17 protein-coding genes are annotated in these 13,745 nt (G+C 63.3%); 8 read left to right on the top strand and 9 right to left on the bottom strand.

From position 1 onward, the window contains the following. Positions 1-459: 459 nt before the first annotated feature. Together ABIA45_RS34465 and ABIA45_RS34460 are read left to right on the top strand one after the other, a co-directional pair. Complete coding sequence (locus tag ABIA45_RS34465) at positions 460-1,572, top strand: helix-turn-helix transcriptional regulator (protein WP_271541302.1); 1,113 nt, start codon at positions 460-462, stop codon at positions 1,570-1,572. A gap of 127 nt (positions 1,573-1,699) precedes the next feature. After that, a complete protein-coding gene (locus ABIA45_RS34460; RefSeq protein WP_275510465.1) occupies positions 1,700-1,903 on the top strand; it encodes a hypothetical protein in 204 nt (67 codons plus the stop codon). Positions 1,904-1,972: 69 nt separating this feature from the next. Here ABIA45_RS34460 and ABIA45_RS34455 read toward each other — a convergent pair whose 3' ends face one another. Both ABIA45_RS34455 and ABIA45_RS34450 read right to left on the bottom strand, forming a co-directional pair. Continuing rightward, positions 1,973-2,236, bottom strand: coding sequence for a hypothetical protein (locus tag ABIA45_RS34455; RefSeq protein WP_404655016.1), 264 nt, complete (start codon positions 2,234-2,236; stop codon positions 1,973-1,975). Further along, positions 2,203-2,388 carry a hypothetical protein gene (locus ABIA45_RS34450; RefSeq protein WP_404655014.1) on the bottom strand — a complete coding sequence of 62 codons (186 nt, stop codon included), beginning with the start codon at positions 2,386-2,388 and terminating at the stop codon, positions 2,203-2,205. The genes ABIA45_RS34455 and ABIA45_RS34450 overlap by 34 nt, the downstream gene beginning before the upstream one ends. Before the next feature lie 182 nt (positions 2,389-2,570). Between ABIA45_RS34450 and ABIA45_RS34445 the strand changes: the two genes are divergently transcribed. Together ABIA45_RS34445 and ABIA45_RS34440 are read left to right on the top strand one after the other, a co-directional pair. Continuing rightward, a complete protein-coding gene (locus ABIA45_RS34445; protein ID WP_275510467.1) occupies positions 2,571-2,966 on the top strand; it encodes a hypothetical protein in 396 nt (131 codons plus the stop codon). A gap of 33 nt (positions 2,967-2,999) precedes the next feature. Then, positions 3,000-3,902 (top strand): tetratricopeptide repeat protein, encoded by a 903-nt coding sequence (locus tag ABIA45_RS34440; RefSeq protein WP_404655013.1) that lies wholly within the window; start codon positions 3,000-3,002, stop codon positions 3,900-3,902. A 68-nt stretch (positions 3,903-3,970) separates the two neighbouring features. Here ABIA45_RS34440 and ABIA45_RS34435 read toward each other — a convergent pair whose 3' ends face one another. After that, the gene (locus ABIA45_RS34435; protein ID WP_404655011.1) at positions 3,971-4,660 is read right to left on the bottom strand and encodes a hypothetical protein; all 690 of its coding nucleotides are present in this window, start codon (positions 4,658-4,660) and stop codon (positions 3,971-3,973) included. 132 nt (positions 4,661-4,792) lie between these two features. Then, positions 4,793-5,554, bottom strand: coding sequence for a helix-turn-helix transcriptional regulator (locus tag ABIA45_RS34430; protein ID WP_404655010.1), 762 nt, complete (start codon positions 5,552-5,554; stop codon positions 4,793-4,795). 580 nt (positions 5,555-6,134) lie between these two features. Between ABIA45_RS34430 and ABIA45_RS34425 the strand changes: the two genes are divergently transcribed. The 3 genes from ABIA45_RS34425 to ABIA45_RS34415 all read left to right on the top strand — a co-directional run bounded on the left by ABIA45_RS34425 (position 6,135) and on the right by ABIA45_RS34415 (position 8,948). Then, a complete protein-coding gene (locus tag ABIA45_RS34425) occupies positions 6,135-7,040 on the top strand; it encodes a LysR family transcriptional regulator (RefSeq protein ID WP_271541295.1) in 906 nt (301 codons plus the stop codon). Positions 7,041-7,197: 157 nt separating this feature from the next. Continuing rightward, positions 7,198-8,469 (top strand): SDR family oxidoreductase, encoded by a 1,272-nt coding sequence (locus ABIA45_RS34420; RefSeq protein WP_404655008.1) that lies wholly within the window; start codon positions 7,198-7,200, stop codon positions 8,467-8,469. Next, positions 8,469-8,948 (top strand): DUF2269 family protein, encoded by a 480-nt coding sequence (locus ABIA45_RS34415; protein WP_404655007.1) that lies wholly within the window; start codon positions 8,469-8,471, stop codon positions 8,946-8,948. The genes ABIA45_RS34420 and ABIA45_RS34415 overlap by 1 nt, the downstream gene beginning before the upstream one ends. Before the next feature lie 84 nt (positions 8,949-9,032). On the opposite strand, the gene ABIA45_RS34410 is transcribed toward ABIA45_RS34415, so the two are convergent. The 5 genes from ABIA45_RS34410 to ABIA45_RS34390 all read right to left on the bottom strand — a co-directional run bounded on the left by ABIA45_RS34410 (position 9,033) and on the right by ABIA45_RS34390 (position 13,305). After that, the gene (locus ABIA45_RS34410) at positions 9,033-9,767 is read right to left on the bottom strand and encodes a hypothetical protein (RefSeq protein ID WP_404655006.1); all 735 of its coding nucleotides are present in this window, start codon (positions 9,765-9,767) and stop codon (positions 9,033-9,035) included. Beyond that, complete coding sequence (locus tag ABIA45_RS34405) at positions 9,764-10,180, bottom strand: phage holin family protein (protein WP_036022122.1); 417 nt, start codon at positions 10,178-10,180, stop codon at positions 9,764-9,766. Before ABIA45_RS34405 ends, ABIA45_RS34410 begins: the two co-directional genes overlap by 4 nt. Beyond that, positions 10,177-10,869 (bottom strand): hypothetical protein, encoded by a 693-nt coding sequence (locus ABIA45_RS34400; protein ID WP_157287399.1) that lies wholly within the window; start codon positions 10,867-10,869, stop codon positions 10,177-10,179. Before ABIA45_RS34400 ends, ABIA45_RS34405 begins: the two co-directional genes overlap by 4 nt. Before the next feature lie 10 nt (positions 10,870-10,879). After that, positions 10,880-11,851 carry a DUF3618 domain-containing protein gene (locus tag ABIA45_RS34395; protein ID WP_404655004.1) on the bottom strand — a complete coding sequence of 324 codons (972 nt, stop codon included), beginning with the start codon at positions 11,849-11,851 and terminating at the stop codon, positions 10,880-10,882. 248 nt (positions 11,852-12,099) lie between these two features. Beyond that, a complete protein-coding gene (locus ABIA45_RS34390; protein WP_404655003.1) occupies positions 12,100-13,305 on the bottom strand; it encodes an LLM class flavin-dependent oxidoreductase in 1,206 nt (401 codons plus the stop codon). Between the two features lie 231 nt (positions 13,306-13,536). Between ABIA45_RS34390 and napE the strand changes: the two genes are divergently transcribed. Beyond that, a complete protein-coding gene (gene napE, locus ABIA45_RS34385; protein ID WP_018318384.1) occupies positions 13,537-13,722 on the top strand; it encodes a periplasmic nitrate reductase, NapE protein in 186 nt (61 codons plus the stop codon). Positions 13,723-13,745: the final 23 nt, after the last annotated feature.

Genomic DNA, 13,745 nt, shown 5'->3' with positions numbered 1-13,745 from the left:
CGCTACCGGGCCTTTCGGGCTCCAGCGTGTCACGTCCGGAGCGAAGCCACTTCCCACCACTGAATCGACCTCGCCAAATGGGCTGAAACGCCATTTGGAATAGGCCGCCGAAAACAAGGAGCACTCCAAGCCATATGAGGATCATGCTCACCTCCTCTACCCGCGAACGCCGATAGGTTGATGCGCCGAGAACCGTGGTCCATTCAGCGCTGCCCCCGGCTTACGGAATCAGACCGACCTTGAAAGCCGCCGGGACAACCTCTGACCTGTCAAATAGTTGATATATGGACATGATTTCTGCTAGCCGTCCATCCGGGCCAGCTTGGGAAAAAGTAGCAATTGGTTCCGCCGAAGCGGATTGGTATCAAGGGCCTTGGGCGGGCGAAGCACGAAGGCTGCTGCAGAAGTGCACGCCGCGCGTCTGAAAGATCGGTCGAATCTGATGGGTCCAGCGCAGCAATGACGGGCATCGATTTCGAGCAGATCGTGGACCGCATCCACGAGGCAGCGACCGTTCCAGAGCTCTGGCCTGATGTCCTGGAGCAAATCGCTCATGCCGCGGGCGCGCATGGCATGGTCATGATCACCTCGGACTCCGATCAATGGTCCGGTGTCTGGAACGGCGCCGTGGCGTCGCCGTCGATTCGCGAGGCCTTCTCGGCGTTCCTGAGTGGCGACCTCTCCAGCCGGACGGAGACGACCCCGCGACTCCTTGCGCTTGATCATCCCGGCTTCGTCGGCGAGCACGAGGCGTTTTCGCCGGAGGAATGGGAGCGCGATCCATATCGGGTGGAATGGAACAAGAAATGGGGCTTCGAGCATGCCTGCGCGACGGCGGTCCGCAGCCCGTCCGGCGAGATCATCGTCTTCCATATGGAAAGATTGGCCGGCCGCCCCGCCTTTTCGCGGCAGGACCTCGAATTTCTCGACCGCTTTCGCCCCCATCTCGCGCGGGCAGCTTTGCTGTCGACGCGCTGGCGCCTCACCCGGATGCGGGCGGCAACCGAGGCGTTGTCTCTGGTCGGCTTGCCGGCCCTTGCGATCACGCGCTCCGGGCGGGTTCTGGCCGCCAACGCCTTGATCGAAGGCATGACCGACGTTCTGCAATGGCTGCCGAAGGACCGGATCGCCATCAAGGACCGCGCGGCCGACACCCTGCTGCGCGCTGGCCTCGCTCAACTCGATGCGCCGGACAAGGCCGTGTGCTCCTTTGCGGCGCGTCGCAGCAGCGATCTCGATCGGGTGGTGCTTCATCTCGTGTCGATGCCGGGCGAAGCCCGCGATCTCTTCGATGGGGCGGTTGGCCTCCTCATCGCAACGCCGGTCGCCGCCTCGCAGGCACCGAGCCTTGCCCTCATTCGTGGCCTATTCGATCTCACCCCGAGCGAGGCGCGCGTTGCGCGCGGAATTGCGCAAGGACAGACGATCGGCGATATCGCCGCGCATCACGGGCTCAGCCGCGAAACCATCCGCACGCAGGTCAAGGCCGTCCTCGCCAAGACGGGAACGCGGAACCAGAAGAGCGCAGCTGCCCTCTTCGGTGCGATCCCCAAATTGCCGCTGAGAGATTGACGCCGGACTTGTGCGGTGGCCTGCCCCGGCAGGGGCAAACTTCGCTTCACCCAAATGGGTGAAGACACGGGCCGGCCCGCCGGGTTCAACTCCGCCCAAATTGGATGTCTGGCGAGAAGCGGCGGCAATGGCGGGACCGGAATTTCCGATTTTCGAAATGACCCTGGCGCAGCGCAGGCGCCGGACATGGAGCTGGGCCGTCTGCACCATTCAAGGGGCGGTGGTGATGCAGGGCCGGGAAGCCAGTCGACCCGCAGCAAAGTACCAGGCCGAGAGAGCGCTGTTCATGCTGCTGCTCACCGCGCCCTATCGTTCCCGACTTTCCGCATAGCAAGCCGCTCGTCGAGCGCTGCAGGGGTGCCAGTGTGCGACAACTGCGAGCATTGATGGGAACAGCAAGCTAAGCGTCGGTCGGCGAGCGACCATGCGTCAGCCAATGGTCGATCTGCCAGGTCTCGTAACCGAGCAATTCGCCGAAGCGCCGTTCTCGATCATCGGACCAGACTCCGGGCTCCTTCAGGAGCGCAAGCATGGCGTCAATCCGCCACTCGTGACTGGGCAATGTGTAGAACAGCATCCGATATTCGAGCTGCGGCGCTCCAGGACATGGCTCGATGAGCTCGCGCTTCGTCAGGCGGCCTTCAGCGACATGCCGGTCGAACATTCGCCAATACCGAGTATAGATGTCTGGTTCACGGCCAATGAAATGGTGAAATATGCGAGGGGCTTGGTGCCCTGGAGCATCAGGCCGAGCTCTCTATTGGTGTGAACCTGATAGGGCAGTTGACGACGCCATTCGGAATGCATGTCGAGCATATTGGCGACGCAACGTTAATTTCCGCTGAGGACCCCACGCGAACGTCCTGAGCGAAAGCCCACGCCGGCTTCCGGCCCGACCGGACAACGAATTCCACGGCGCAGCCCCTCGTCGTGACGGTGCTCGTCATGATGGCCAAGACGTCCAGCAAAGAAACGGCTAACCACGTTGCAACGACCGCATGCGCGAGAGCATCGAGGACAAATCAACTCGTGATAGTATCGGTTTTCTCAGCCCACCAAAGGGAACTGCCGTGACTGAAATGACCAAGCTTCGATCTCGACTTCTGTTGATTGCCTTGTGGGTCAGTCTCGTCGGAGCTCTCGTCGTTTTGTTTACGTTCGTCGGTACACGAGGCGGAAGCGATGGTTCATCCTGGGCGTTCAGCCTGATCGTGTCCTGGTTGCCATTCCTCGCGCTGATGGGCTTTTGGCTATGGTACGCGCGTTTGAGCCGGCGCTCATCATCCGGAACGAGTTGGGTCGATCTCTACGAGCAGCAGGTCGCCGAAAACAGGCGAACCAATGCATTGCTGGAGAGGATCGCGGCGGCTCTGGAAAAGCCGTCTCCGGGTTAGCTCGAACGCCGGTTCAATGTAGTGAGCAGTAGTATGCGCTCAGGATTTTCCGCGCGCCTCTGGCTGGTCGCCTTGGCCCTCGCAGCCGCCGTCGTCAGCCGGCCAGCGGCTGCCGACGATCGACAGGCTTGTCTGGACGGATCGAAGGCAGCCTCTGCCGAGAACATCGCCGCCTGCACCCGCGCCATCCAAAGCGGAGACTACAACAACCAGGACCTCGCCGGTTTGTATCATGCGCGAGGCTATTCCTGGTCAGCGACCAGCTTCGCCGATCGCGACGACCGCGCCTTGGCGGACTTCACCGCGGCAATCCGAGCCAACCCGAAGTCTAGCGGTTCGCTGCTCAACCGAGCGCACATCTACAACCAGCGGCACGATTACGACCGGGTGATAGCGGACGTCAACCAGGCATTCGAAGCCGGCCTGTCGGACTATGGAAAGCGGGTCGGATACGGCGAGCGCGGCCATGCCTACCACGGGAAAGGGGACAACGATCGCGCCATCGCAGACTTCACCGCCAGCATCCAGCTGAATGCGAACGATAGTTTCGCCATCATGGCCCGAGGCAGCGCCTACTTTGCCAAAGGCGATTATGACCGTGCCATTGCCGACTACACCCAGGTGATCGCACTTGATCCCGAATTTGCTCGCGACTACTCCGCCCGCAGCGGCCGCGCCATTGCGTACCTGTTCAAGGGTAACTTCCGCCGCGCCTTCGCGGACGTCGACCAGGGGCAGGCGCTATCCTGGTTCGCTGCCGGCGCCTTTCTGACAGCACTGGTCTGGCTTTGTTGCCGACGGGGCGCGCACGCGTTCGGATGGCGGTCTGGACGGACGCTGATCGAGATGTGCGAACAGCAGCTGGCCGACCTGCGGCACACAAACGCCGCCCTGGAGAAGATCGCGGCGGCTGTCGAGAAGCGATCGTCGCGTTAGCTCGGGTTCACCGGACGTTCAACCACGCCGACGTGTGCAAGCTTCGCGAATGGTGGTCAGAGCCGCAATCATCGCACCAAAACACCGGCTATGCGTCGTGTGAACCGGCGGACTCCAACGCGCAAATCTCTCACCCTGAACAGGAGGGATATGGCCCATTCCGGCGTTCGCAGATGACGGAGCGCCTCCACGACGCCTTCGTCCATGCTCTGCTGCATATTCTGATCCGTATAGTACGTGCCTTCGTCACGGCACAAATCGAGCCTCTGCGCAATCTCTTCCTGCAAGGCATCAACGCCCGTCAGATGGCGGGCAAAGTCGAGCTCTCTTCTGGCGCAGATCCGTTCGATCCGGGGGCGGGCGGCCTCGTCGTAGCGGATCCCCCAGTTCTCAAGCCGTGCATGGGTCGCCTCATGAACGATAGCGGACGCGATCCATTCGATCGTCGTGGTTTCGGAAGCGACGACGCGCGGGTCAAGCAGGCAGGCGTTCAGGGAATGCTGATAGCAGCCGGCGCCATGTGGAACCAGCTGCACCCAGATTCGAGAAAGGCTCTTCTTGACCCGCTGGTAATGAAGTGGAGCGGACCGTTCGATCAGCCGAAGCGCGGCTTCAACGCGTTGCAGGGCCCGCTCGGGATCATCCGAAAGAGTTCCGATCCAAATGCCATCGACCATGCGGCTTGTCGAAAGCCATAGCTGGATTCTATCGACAAGCGGAGGCTTCACCGACGAGCCGCGATATATGGTGGCCAGCATCTCTTTCGCCCAACCAAGCGATCTCCAAACTGATACAGGAGACTCCACTTCGGCGGGCTTAACGAATTCAGTCGAACATATCGGTTTTTCGGGCACCTCCGCTTTTGGTCAACAGATCGCGGACCAATATCCTCAGTTCAGGCCGCGCGGACCCGTCAGCAGGCGCAGCACGATCGCAAACAGCTCGCTCTGCGAGGAGATGCCCAGCCGCTCATAGGCGCGCTTGCGGTAGGTCAGGGTCGAATGCAGGCTGATGCCGAGTCCTTGCGAGATCGCCTCGGAGCTGAAGCCTGCGAGGATGCGGCGACAGACCTCCTGCTCGCGCGGGGAGAGCGCGGAGAGCGGCTTGCGCGTCGCGAACAGGGTCGCAAGATCGGACGTCGGCTTCTCCTGGAAATGGCGCGCGACGCTGGCTGCGATCGCCGGTGCGATCGCCCCGAGCCGCTCGCGCTGGGCGGCGCGGAAGCGGCCCTGCGCGGCGATCCGATAGAAGTTGACGTAGAAGCAGGTATCGCCGCTCCAGATCGCGGTCGCACATTTGTCGACGATGCCGGAATCCTGGAAGAAGATCTTGCGGTAGCGCGCGCCGTACATGCGCGGCGCGAAGCGAGGCAGCATGATCGGCGCGCCCCCCTCGCCTTCGAACAGCGCATCGCGGTTGGGATCCGTTTCGTGAAACTGGCCGGCATAGGCGGCGCCGAGATCGGCGCCGATCGGGATGTTGCCGGCATCGAGCAGGCAGCTTGCCGCGCCGGCCCGGCTCAGCGCGAACACCATGCAATGGCCGACATCGGCCTGCCGGCGCAGCGTGTCGATGAGCACATCGGGAAAATCGGAGCGGCCGATGGCGAGCACCGCGGGCGTGATATCGCCGGCCGACGGATCAAGGGTCATCCCGTTGGGGCGCACCGTATTCCTCCGCAAGACGTTCTTTTGCGAGAGGATAGCAGCAACGGAATCTTACCGGAAGCGCTCACGAGCACCGCCGCCCAGGGCCGCTCGGCTGTTGCAGACGCCATTGACGGGTCTCACGCTGCGCCTCGCCCTTCGAGACGGCATCGTCGCGATTTTCTCAGATGAGGCTGATCCGATGGCCCCACCGAGTCACTTCACCCTGTGCCTGAAAGCAATCTCGCGCAGATGACTGAAAAGCTTTGAGAGCCGCTTCAAGCGCTCACTGACCACCGCGCAAAAAAGCATCAGCCACGTTGCGAGAGCGACACACCACAACAGAAATTCCAATGCTGCGGGCATGAGGGCACCTTTCGAAACGTGTTGCGAAACAAAGGCGGGGCACTAATGCTCGTTCAAGAACGCGAGCGCGCCGCGTCTGCGTTATCAGCCTTTATGGCCTCTCGCGCTGCCGCGATCATGATCGCCTCCGCTGCCGACCGCATTCGAAGGCTATTACGACCTCCTGAATTGCACTAGAATTAATGCTGAAAGTCACAATTCCATTTCGGGGAATGATCCGATGGACAGGCTCGATGAACTTGCGACATTCGTCGCGATAGTTGAGGTTGGAAGTCTGGTAGGCGCAGCAAAGCGATTGAAGCGTTCACCTCCCGCGGTCACTCGCGCGCTTGCGGCCCTCGAGGAAAGGGTCGGAAGACGATTGGTGGAGCGAACAACCCGCCGTCTTGCACCGACGGATGCCGGACGCCACTTTGCTGAGCGCGCCCGCGAGCTGGTCAACGGCTACTCGACCGTCATGAGCAGGCTTGTCGAGACGGAAGGGGCTCCGCTGCACGGTATCCTGCGAATAGCCGCTCCCACCATCTTCGGACGCCGTCATGTCGCTCCGATCGTATCGAGCTTCCTTGACGCTCATCCGGCGATCCGTATCGAGCTCGTCATGGGTGAAAGATCGCTCGACCTGATCAGTGAAGGCATCGATGTTGCGGTCAGGATAGGTCAGCCGCGCGACTCGCGCCTCGTCGTCAGATCAGTGGGGTCGGTCCGTCGCGTCCTGGTGGCCAGCCCTTCCTACTTGCGCAGGCAACCTGAGCTTCGACATCCGCGAGACATACCGAAGCACGATGTCGTGTTCTTTTCCGGATTTGCGGGGCCGACCGAACTGCGTTTTCAGAATCGAGGTCGCTTGCACACGGTTCGCATGATGCCGCGCCTCATGACGACAGATCTCGACACGGTCATTGCCGCCGTGACATCGGGCCAAGGCATCGCTCGACTTTTATCCTATCAGGTCGAAGCCGAGATTTCGTCGGGCAAGCTCGTGCGTCTTCTTCCGGCCTATGAGCCGCCTGCCGTACCGGTTCAAGTCGTGATTCCCGGTTCCCGGCGCACCACACCGGCTGTGAGGGCATTCGCGGATCACGCCGCTGCGTCGCTCCGTACCCTTTCGATCATCCGCCAGTAGTTTCAAGGGAGCTGCGCGGGGCGAGGTGTCCGATTCTCTGCCTGCAGCCAAACCCATCAGTTCCCCCGCGAGGAACGATTGCAGCCCCGCTTTATTGGTCCGTATCTTCAAGGCTTGATCAAGGCGTTGCCCAGGCCGCCCATCGAAGGATCAGTCGATGCGCATCCTTCTCGTCGGGGCTACAGGACTTATCGGATCGGCGATCCACGCCAGGCTGTCCGCCGAAGGACATGACTGCATCTTGGTGTCGCGCCATCCCGCGGCGACGCACGATCCTCGCCACATCACGCTCGATGTCGCCCGAACCACCGATGCGTCGAAATGGAAGGGCCTTCTCGCCGGCGTCGATGCCGTGATCAATGCAGCGGGTGCGCTGCAGGGACAGGACATGCAAGGCGTTCATGTCGCCGGCAGCGCGGCGCTCTATGCGGCCTGCGAGACCGCCGGGGTCCGCAGGGTCATCCTGTTCTCGGCAATCGGCAGCAATGATGCGCTCAGCGATTTTTCCCGCACCAAGCGCGAGGGCGAAGCCGCCTTGATGGCGCGGGAGCTCGATTGGGTGGTGCTGCGGCCTTCTGTCGTGGTCGGCCGGCCCGCCTATGGTGGCAGCGCGCTGCTGCGCGGGCTGGCGGCGCTGCCGGTTCTGCCGGTCATGCCGGACACGGCGGCGATTCAACCGGTGCATCTCGACGACGTCGTTGAGACCGTGCTGTTCTTCCTGCAGCCCGGCGCGCCTTCACGGGTCGCGGTCGATTTGGCCGGCCCGCGGCGGATCGCCTTCAGCGATGCGGTCGCGCTGTTTCGCGCCTGGCTGCGCTGGCGCCCGGCCTATCGCCTGCAGCTGCCGCGCTGGGCGGCTTCAATTGCCTATCGTGCGGGCGACGTTGCGCAGATGCTGGGATGGCCAACGCCCATCAACACGACGGCACAGGCGGAAATGCGCCGCGGTGCGACCGGCGATCCCGAGCCCTGGCGTCGATTGACCGGCACTCCATCGCGCGATCTCGAAGTCGCGCTCGCACGCGAGCCTGCGTCGGTGCAGGAACGCTGGTTTGCTCAGCTGTATGCGCTCAAGCCGCTGATCTTTGGCGTCTTCGGCGCGTTCTGGATCGCCACCGGCATCATCTCGCTGAGCGCGGGCTGGAACATCGGCATGTCGTTGCTGCTTGAAGGCGGGCTGCAAGGGAACGTCGCGGCGCTCGTCGTCACCGCGGGCGCGCTCGCCGACATCGTCATCGGCATCGCCATTCTCTGGCGACCCCTGAGCCGCTACGGACTCTGGGCCGCACTGATCATCTCGCTCACCTATGCCGCGATCGGCACCGTCCTGGTGCCGCGGCTGTGGGCCGATCCGCTGGGACCGATGCTGAAGATCTGGCCGGTGATCATGCTCAACCTGGTCGCCATGGCGATCCGGGAGGATCGCTGATGCTCTACTTCCTCGTGAAGATGGCGCACATCATCGGTGCTGCCGTGCTGCTCGGCACCGGGGCCGGCATCGCCTTCTTCATGCTGGTGGCGCATCTGCGCGGCGACCCGCGCGAGATCGCGGGCGTCGCGCGGACGGTGGTGCTGGCCGACTTCCTGTTCACGGCGAGTGCCGTGATCCTGCAGCCGATCACCGGGACATGGCTCGCCTGGTCGAGCGGGTATTCCCTCGGCGACGGCTGGGTGGCGGCGTCGATTGCACTGTATCTCGTGATCGGCGCCTTCTGGCTGCCGGTGGTGTGGATGCAGATGCAGATGCGCGATCTCGCCGTCGCAGCGGTCGCGACCAACGGCAAGCTGCCTGCCCGCTATCACCGTCTCTTCTGGTGGTGGTTCGCCTTCGGCTTTCCGGCTTTCGCGGCCGTGCTGATGATCTTCTGGCTGATGATCGCCCGTCCGGCCATTCCATACTGGGATTAGGTTCGCCGTCAGGACAACCCACCTGCCTGATCACCCAACCAGAGCGGGGCGCGTGGCCAGCGCACCCCGCTCTCCCTCGCCTCATTACGGAGCCTTCACCTCGGCGCGGGCAGCTGCCGCGGCGTCCATCCCGGCCTGCTTGACTCGGTCCACAATCTCGGCGCCGGTATCGCTGATTTCCGAGACAACCGTGTCCGAGGCTTCGCGCATGGCCTGCGAGACCGCACCGGCGCGCCGGTTCAGGTCGGCCTTCACGTCGTCGCTGACGTCTCCGATATACTGGTTCTCGATCTCGGAGGCGCGGAACGCTCCCGCCACGGCCGCACCAATTGCGATGCCCACGACCCCCAGCACGAGCGGTTGCCGCTCCAGCATGTCCGCCAGTGACGACTTCGCACTCGTCATGGTGTCCTTGTTCGGAAGCGCATTGCCCAGCTTGCTGAATTGCTCCTGCGCGAAGGCGACGCCCTCGTCGAAACGATCCCGAACGCCCTCGGCGGCCTGCGACACAGTATCGGAAGCGGTGGCGGTCGCGCCACGCAGGGTCTCCCCGAACCGTTGCGAGCCGTCGTTGTCCATTTCGGGGGCGGTCGGCGGCGCCACGGTCTGCTTGATCGCGGATGCTGCCGACCTGAAACCACTCGTCCCGATATCGGCAACAGGTTCGACGGCCTCGGCGGCGGAACGCGCCACAGTCTTCAGCCTCTGGTCTCCGGCCAACAGCCAAAGCGCGCCGCCTCCGATGAGGGCTGCGGCGAGCGGGTTGTCCCTGGCGGCCGTTACCAGATTGTCGATAAAGCTGATCTTTGTGCTGCTCATCGCACCATTCCCTTCACGGTGTCCTTGTCTTTTTCCAGCTGGCCGATCGTTTCGCGGGGCGCCAGCTGACGCATATCAAGCCGGTTCATGCCCATGGCGACCAGCGCGGCGGCGATGGCCGCAGCGATGACTGCCGATGTCAGATATGACAGCGGCTGCGACCATCCTGCGGAGATCAATGCGGCCGAGAGGGCAAACAAGGCCATGACGATGGCCGGGATCACCAGAACGGCGCCGCCTACGATCAAGCCGACGGCGCCGCCGATCTTCTGGAGCTTCTCGCCAACTTCTGCCTTTGCCAGGTCGATCTCGTTCTGGAACAGCTTGGCGAACTGCGACATGGCATCGCCGAGCAGCGTCGAGATTTCCCTGAACTCGCTTTTGCTGGTTTTGATATCGCGCTCGATGCTCATGGTAACGTGCTGCCCTGTGTGGAAGAGGTTTGTTGCCGATCAGGACCACGCTGCATCGAATCCTGAGGCCAGGTTTCTGGTCCCGCCGAGAACGACGTCCCGCTTGGGTTCTGACTGCTTCCCGACCACGATCTGTCCATCGTGTCGCGCTGCCCACGGGATGACGACTGTCCGCCTGACGCCTTCAGGAAGCGCACGGCCGCGAAGCCCGCCAGCACCGATATCCCGAGAAAGGCCGCAGGCTGACGTCTGGCGAAATCGGTCGCGCCTTGGACGAGATCTCGGAAGCTTCCATCCCGGATCTTCTGCGCAGCGTCCTCGACATAGTCGGCGGCGGAGCCGATGCCGCGTGCGGCGAACGGGACGTCGCTCTCGAAAGCCCGGCCGGCCTCGCGGATGTTGCCGGCGAGGCGCTCGACGAAATCGGCGCCCGATCGCTGCTGTTCGCGCGCCTGGCTCTGGATCTGGTCCATGGTTCCGTCCGCGACGCCCTTCGCTGCATCCGCGGCCTCGCCGAACTTGTCGCGCGCGACGTCGGCCGATGCCCGGAACGCATCGCCGGCGCGCTGCTTCACCTCCGCTGTGGCACCACTCATCTGCTCCTTGATGTCCTTTGCGGTGCCCTTGTCCTGGTTCTTTTCCTGGTTCTTTGCGAACTGCGTCACGTTGCGGGGGTCCAAATCGCTCATGATCGTTCCTTCAAGTGTTGGGTTGAGAGGGGCTGAAGGCAGCTTTGACGACGTCCTCGGCAGCCTCCTTCAATGTGTCGGCCATGTTCTGGGTCACACGGCTGGCATGGCTGCCGAGATCTGCGTCGGCGACCTTTTGCGTCGCAGCATTGGCCGCAGATGTGGTTGCGTCTCTCGCTGCCTCGAAGCCGGATTGCATGGCGGCTGCCGCAGCCTGTTTCACGCCATCGCTTGCTCCGCCCATCACCTTGGCTTCAGCCTTGGTCTCGGGAAGAGCCGCAGCAATGATCGCCCCGATCGCGATGCCCAAGCCTGCGATCAGCGCGGCATTGTCGCCGATGGTCTGTCGGGCCTGGTCGGGCGCGCTCGCAGCGGCATCCTTGACCGCATCCTTGGCCGCGTCCATGCCGCTCTTGAGCTTTTCACTTGCGAAGCTGGCCGCCTGCGCCGCGCTCGCCTTGAGATCAGCGGCGAGACCAGCGGCCTTGTCCTGGGCCTCACCAGCCATGCCGGCGGCTCGGCTTTGGGCGGAGGATAGCGTCTCCTTGGCGCCGCCTTGCATGGACCGCGCGCCCTCCGTCACCTCCTCGAGCATGCGCCCCGCTCTGTCCATGACCGGACCGGTGGCGTCTGCCGCGCGCTCCCGCACTGTCTTGGACGTCAGGGCGAGTCCTGCGCCGATCATGAGAAGTGGCAACGGCGTACCTCGCACCAACCGAAGCAACGGAACGCCCACTGCGGCGCCCGCGGCCACTGCGCCCATCGGGTTGTCCATGATCTGTTGCTTGAGCCCTTCGACCCAGCTCTGGGTCTTGTGGCTGACGTATTCGGTGACTTCGGATTTGATGTGCTGCGGCGAGACTTTGTGGCGAATGTCCTCGGCGGTGTCCGATATCTGCTCCTTCAACCGTCCGACCGTCGCCGCCAGCTCCGCGCGGCTACGCTCGGACTCCCGTCTCAACTCCTCCACGGATCGTGTCATCGCGTTACCCTCTTGCTTTGTTTCTTGGATTTGAGGTCGAACTCACGCTGTGTTGAATCGTTCCTCGCGCCGCTTGGGCGCTTGCTGGGACGACGATATGCGTGAAGCAGCGCAAGGGAGAGCGACGTCGAGCGCCCAGCCATTGCTGGATGCAGAGAGTTCGAAAGGTCTGCTCCGGGTCAAAACGCCGCACTCCTGCGCGGCTCCCCGCACCGGCTTCAGCGCCAGGACCTGTCGTTGCTTACACGCTACCCCGCCGCCGCCTTCGCGGGGGCCACGTTGATCGCCAGCTTGCCGTAGCGATCGGTGAAGGCCTCGGTATCGATCTCTTCCAGCTCGATCTCGCCGCTCATCACGCCCTGCTTCCAGGCCGCCTGCGCCGGATCGTTCTGGAACTCCGGCATCACCTCGCGGCCGAACAGCTCCAGCGACTCGCAGATATGCTCGTGGCTGTTCTTGCCGGCCTGGTTGAGCAGGATGACCTGGTCGATGTGCGAGGACTGGAAGCGCTTCAGCTTCTTGCGGATCGTCTCGGGTGAGCCGATCAGGCCGCCACGCAGCGCCGCCTCCTGGGCTTGCGGATTGTCGCGCTTCCACTTGTTGTACTCGTCCCACATGTTGACGGTGTAGGGCGCGGGGCGCTGGCGGCTCTGCGAAGCGCCGTAGAAGCGCAGCGCGAACTGGAAGAAGGTGGCGCCGTCGGCGCGGGCACGCGCCTCCTCGTCCGTCTTGGCGCACATGAAGAACGAGACCAGCGCCATGTTCGGATTGATCTCGTAGTCGGCGAGCTTGTGCAGGCGCTTGGTGATGGCGTTGTAATAGGCGTGCACCCAGGCGTGCGCGGCGTCGGCGCTGACGAACTGGAAGCCGAGCGCGCCGAAGCCATGGCGGCCGGCGCGCTCGATAGTCGGCAGCTGCGAGCAGGCCATCCACAACGGCGGGTGCGGCTTCTGCACCGGCTTCGGCACGACATTGCGCAAGGGGATGTCGAAATACTTGCCGTGATGCTCTGAGCCGGCGTCCCGAAACATCGGGAAGATCGCCGCGACCGCCTCCTCGAACACCTCCTTCTTGGTCTCCATGTCGCGGCCGAACGGCTCGAGCTCGGTGATCGAGGCGCTCTCGCCCATACCGAACTCGCAGCGGCCGTTCGAGAGCAGATCCAGCACCGCGACACGCTCGGCGACGCGCGCCGGATGGTTGGTGGTGAGCTGGAGGATGCCGTGGCCGAGCCGGATATTCTTCGTGCGCTGGCTTGCGGCAGCCAGGAACGATTCCGGCGAGGGCGAGTGCGAATATTCTTCGAGGAAGTGATGCTCGACCACCCAGGCATGGTCGTAGCCGAGCTTGTCGGCGAGCTCCATCTGCGAGAGCGCATTCTGATAAAGGGCGAGCTCGTCGCCGGCCACCCAGGGCCGCGGCAGCTGCAGCTCGTAGAAGATGCCGAACTTCATGGCGTCGCTCTCCCGCTTATTGTTGTTAACGGCATCTTAGTGCGCGAGGCGACGCTGTCTACGGATGCGCAATTCCGCCACGTGGGAGACGATCCATCCTCCGGCGCAGCGAGAAGCAGCCAACCGACATTGATCCAAATCAACGCGTTGTCGGGTGGAACGTATCTAAAGTGCAGCAAGGCGACGGCCCGGATGCCGTCACGATTCCCCACAGCATTCAAGAGACCGAATATGTCGGCCCCTGACGACACGACGTCGCGCGTGCGCCGTAAGCGCATGGAGATCTTCGCCTTCCTGTTCCTGACCGCGATCGTGATGCCCGTGCTCGCGGTCGGAACGGTCGGCAGTTACGGCCTCGGCGTCTGGATCTACCAGATGTTCGCCGGCCCTCCCGGCCCGCCGCCCTCCCCGCATTGATCGGCAACCAGCGAAAGACAGCC

It is taken from the genome of Bradyrhizobium sp. USDA 336, from assembly GCF_044908355.1.
GTDB classification, from domain to species: domain Bacteria; phylum Pseudomonadota; class Alphaproteobacteria; order Rhizobiales; family Xanthobacteraceae; genus Bradyrhizobium; species Bradyrhizobium yuanmingense.
This window is presented reverse-complemented; position numbering and strand designations above follow the sequence as displayed.

Excerpts from the sequence above, each read along its gene's own strand:
- ABIA45_RS34465 (WP_271541302.1), top strand. The coding sequence starts at position 460 with ATGACGGGCATCGATTTCGAGCAGATCGTGGACCGCATCCACGAGGCA.
- ABIA45_RS34460 (WP_275510465.1), top strand. The coding sequence starts at position 1,700 with ATGGCGGGACCGGAATTTCCGATTTTCGAAATGACCCTGGCGCAGCGC.
- ABIA45_RS34455 (WP_404655016.1), bottom strand. The coding sequence starts at position 2,236 with ATGTTCGACCGGCATGTCGCTGAAGGCCGCCTGACGAAGCGCGAGCTC.
- ABIA45_RS34450 (WP_404655014.1), bottom strand. The coding sequence starts at position 2,388 with ATGCTCGACATGCATTCCGAATGGCGTCGTCAACTGCCCTATCAGGTT.
- ABIA45_RS34445 (WP_275510467.1), top strand. The coding sequence starts at position 2,571 with ATGCGCGAGAGCATCGAGGACAAATCAACTCGTGATAGTATCGGTTTT.
- ABIA45_RS34440 (WP_404655013.1), top strand. The coding sequence starts at position 3,000 with ATGCGCTCAGGATTTTCCGCGCGCCTCTGGCTGGTCGCCTTGGCCCTC.
- ABIA45_RS34435 (WP_404655011.1), bottom strand. The coding sequence starts at position 4,660 with ATGCTGGCCACCATATATCGCGGCTCGTCGGTGAAGCCTCCGCTTGTC.
- ABIA45_RS34430 (WP_404655010.1), bottom strand. The coding sequence starts at position 5,554 with ATGACCCTTGATCCGTCGGCCGGCGATATCACGCCCGCGGTGCTCGCC.
- ABIA45_RS34425 (WP_271541295.1), top strand. The coding sequence starts at position 6,135 with ATGGACAGGCTCGATGAACTTGCGACATTCGTCGCGATAGTTGAGGTT.
- ABIA45_RS34420 (WP_404655008.1), top strand. The coding sequence starts at position 7,198 with ATGCGCATCCTTCTCGTCGGGGCTACAGGACTTATCGGATCGGCGATC.
- ABIA45_RS34415 (WP_404655007.1), top strand. The coding sequence starts at position 8,469 with ATGCTCTACTTCCTCGTGAAGATGGCGCACATCATCGGTGCTGCCGTG.
- ABIA45_RS34410 (WP_404655006.1), bottom strand. The coding sequence starts at position 9,767 with ATGAGCAGCACAAAGATCAGCTTTATCGACAATCTGGTAACGGCCGCC.
- ABIA45_RS34405 (WP_036022122.1), bottom strand. The coding sequence starts at position 10,180 with ATGAGCATCGAGCGCGATATCAAAACCAGCAAAAGCGAGTTCAGGGAA.
- ABIA45_RS34400 (WP_157287399.1), bottom strand. The coding sequence starts at position 10,869 with ATGAGCGATTTGGACCCCCGCAACGTGACGCAGTTCGCAAAGAACCAG.
- ABIA45_RS34395 (WP_404655004.1), bottom strand. The coding sequence starts at position 11,851 with ATGACACGATCCGTGGAGGAGTTGAGACGGGAGTCCGAGCGTAGCCGC.
- ABIA45_RS34390 (WP_404655003.1), bottom strand. The coding sequence starts at position 13,305 with ATGAAGTTCGGCATCTTCTACGAGCTGCAGCTGCCGCGGCCCTGGGTG.
- napE (WP_018318384.1), top strand. The coding sequence starts at position 13,537 with ATGTCGGCCCCTGACGACACGACGTCGCGCGTGCGCCGTAAGCGCATG.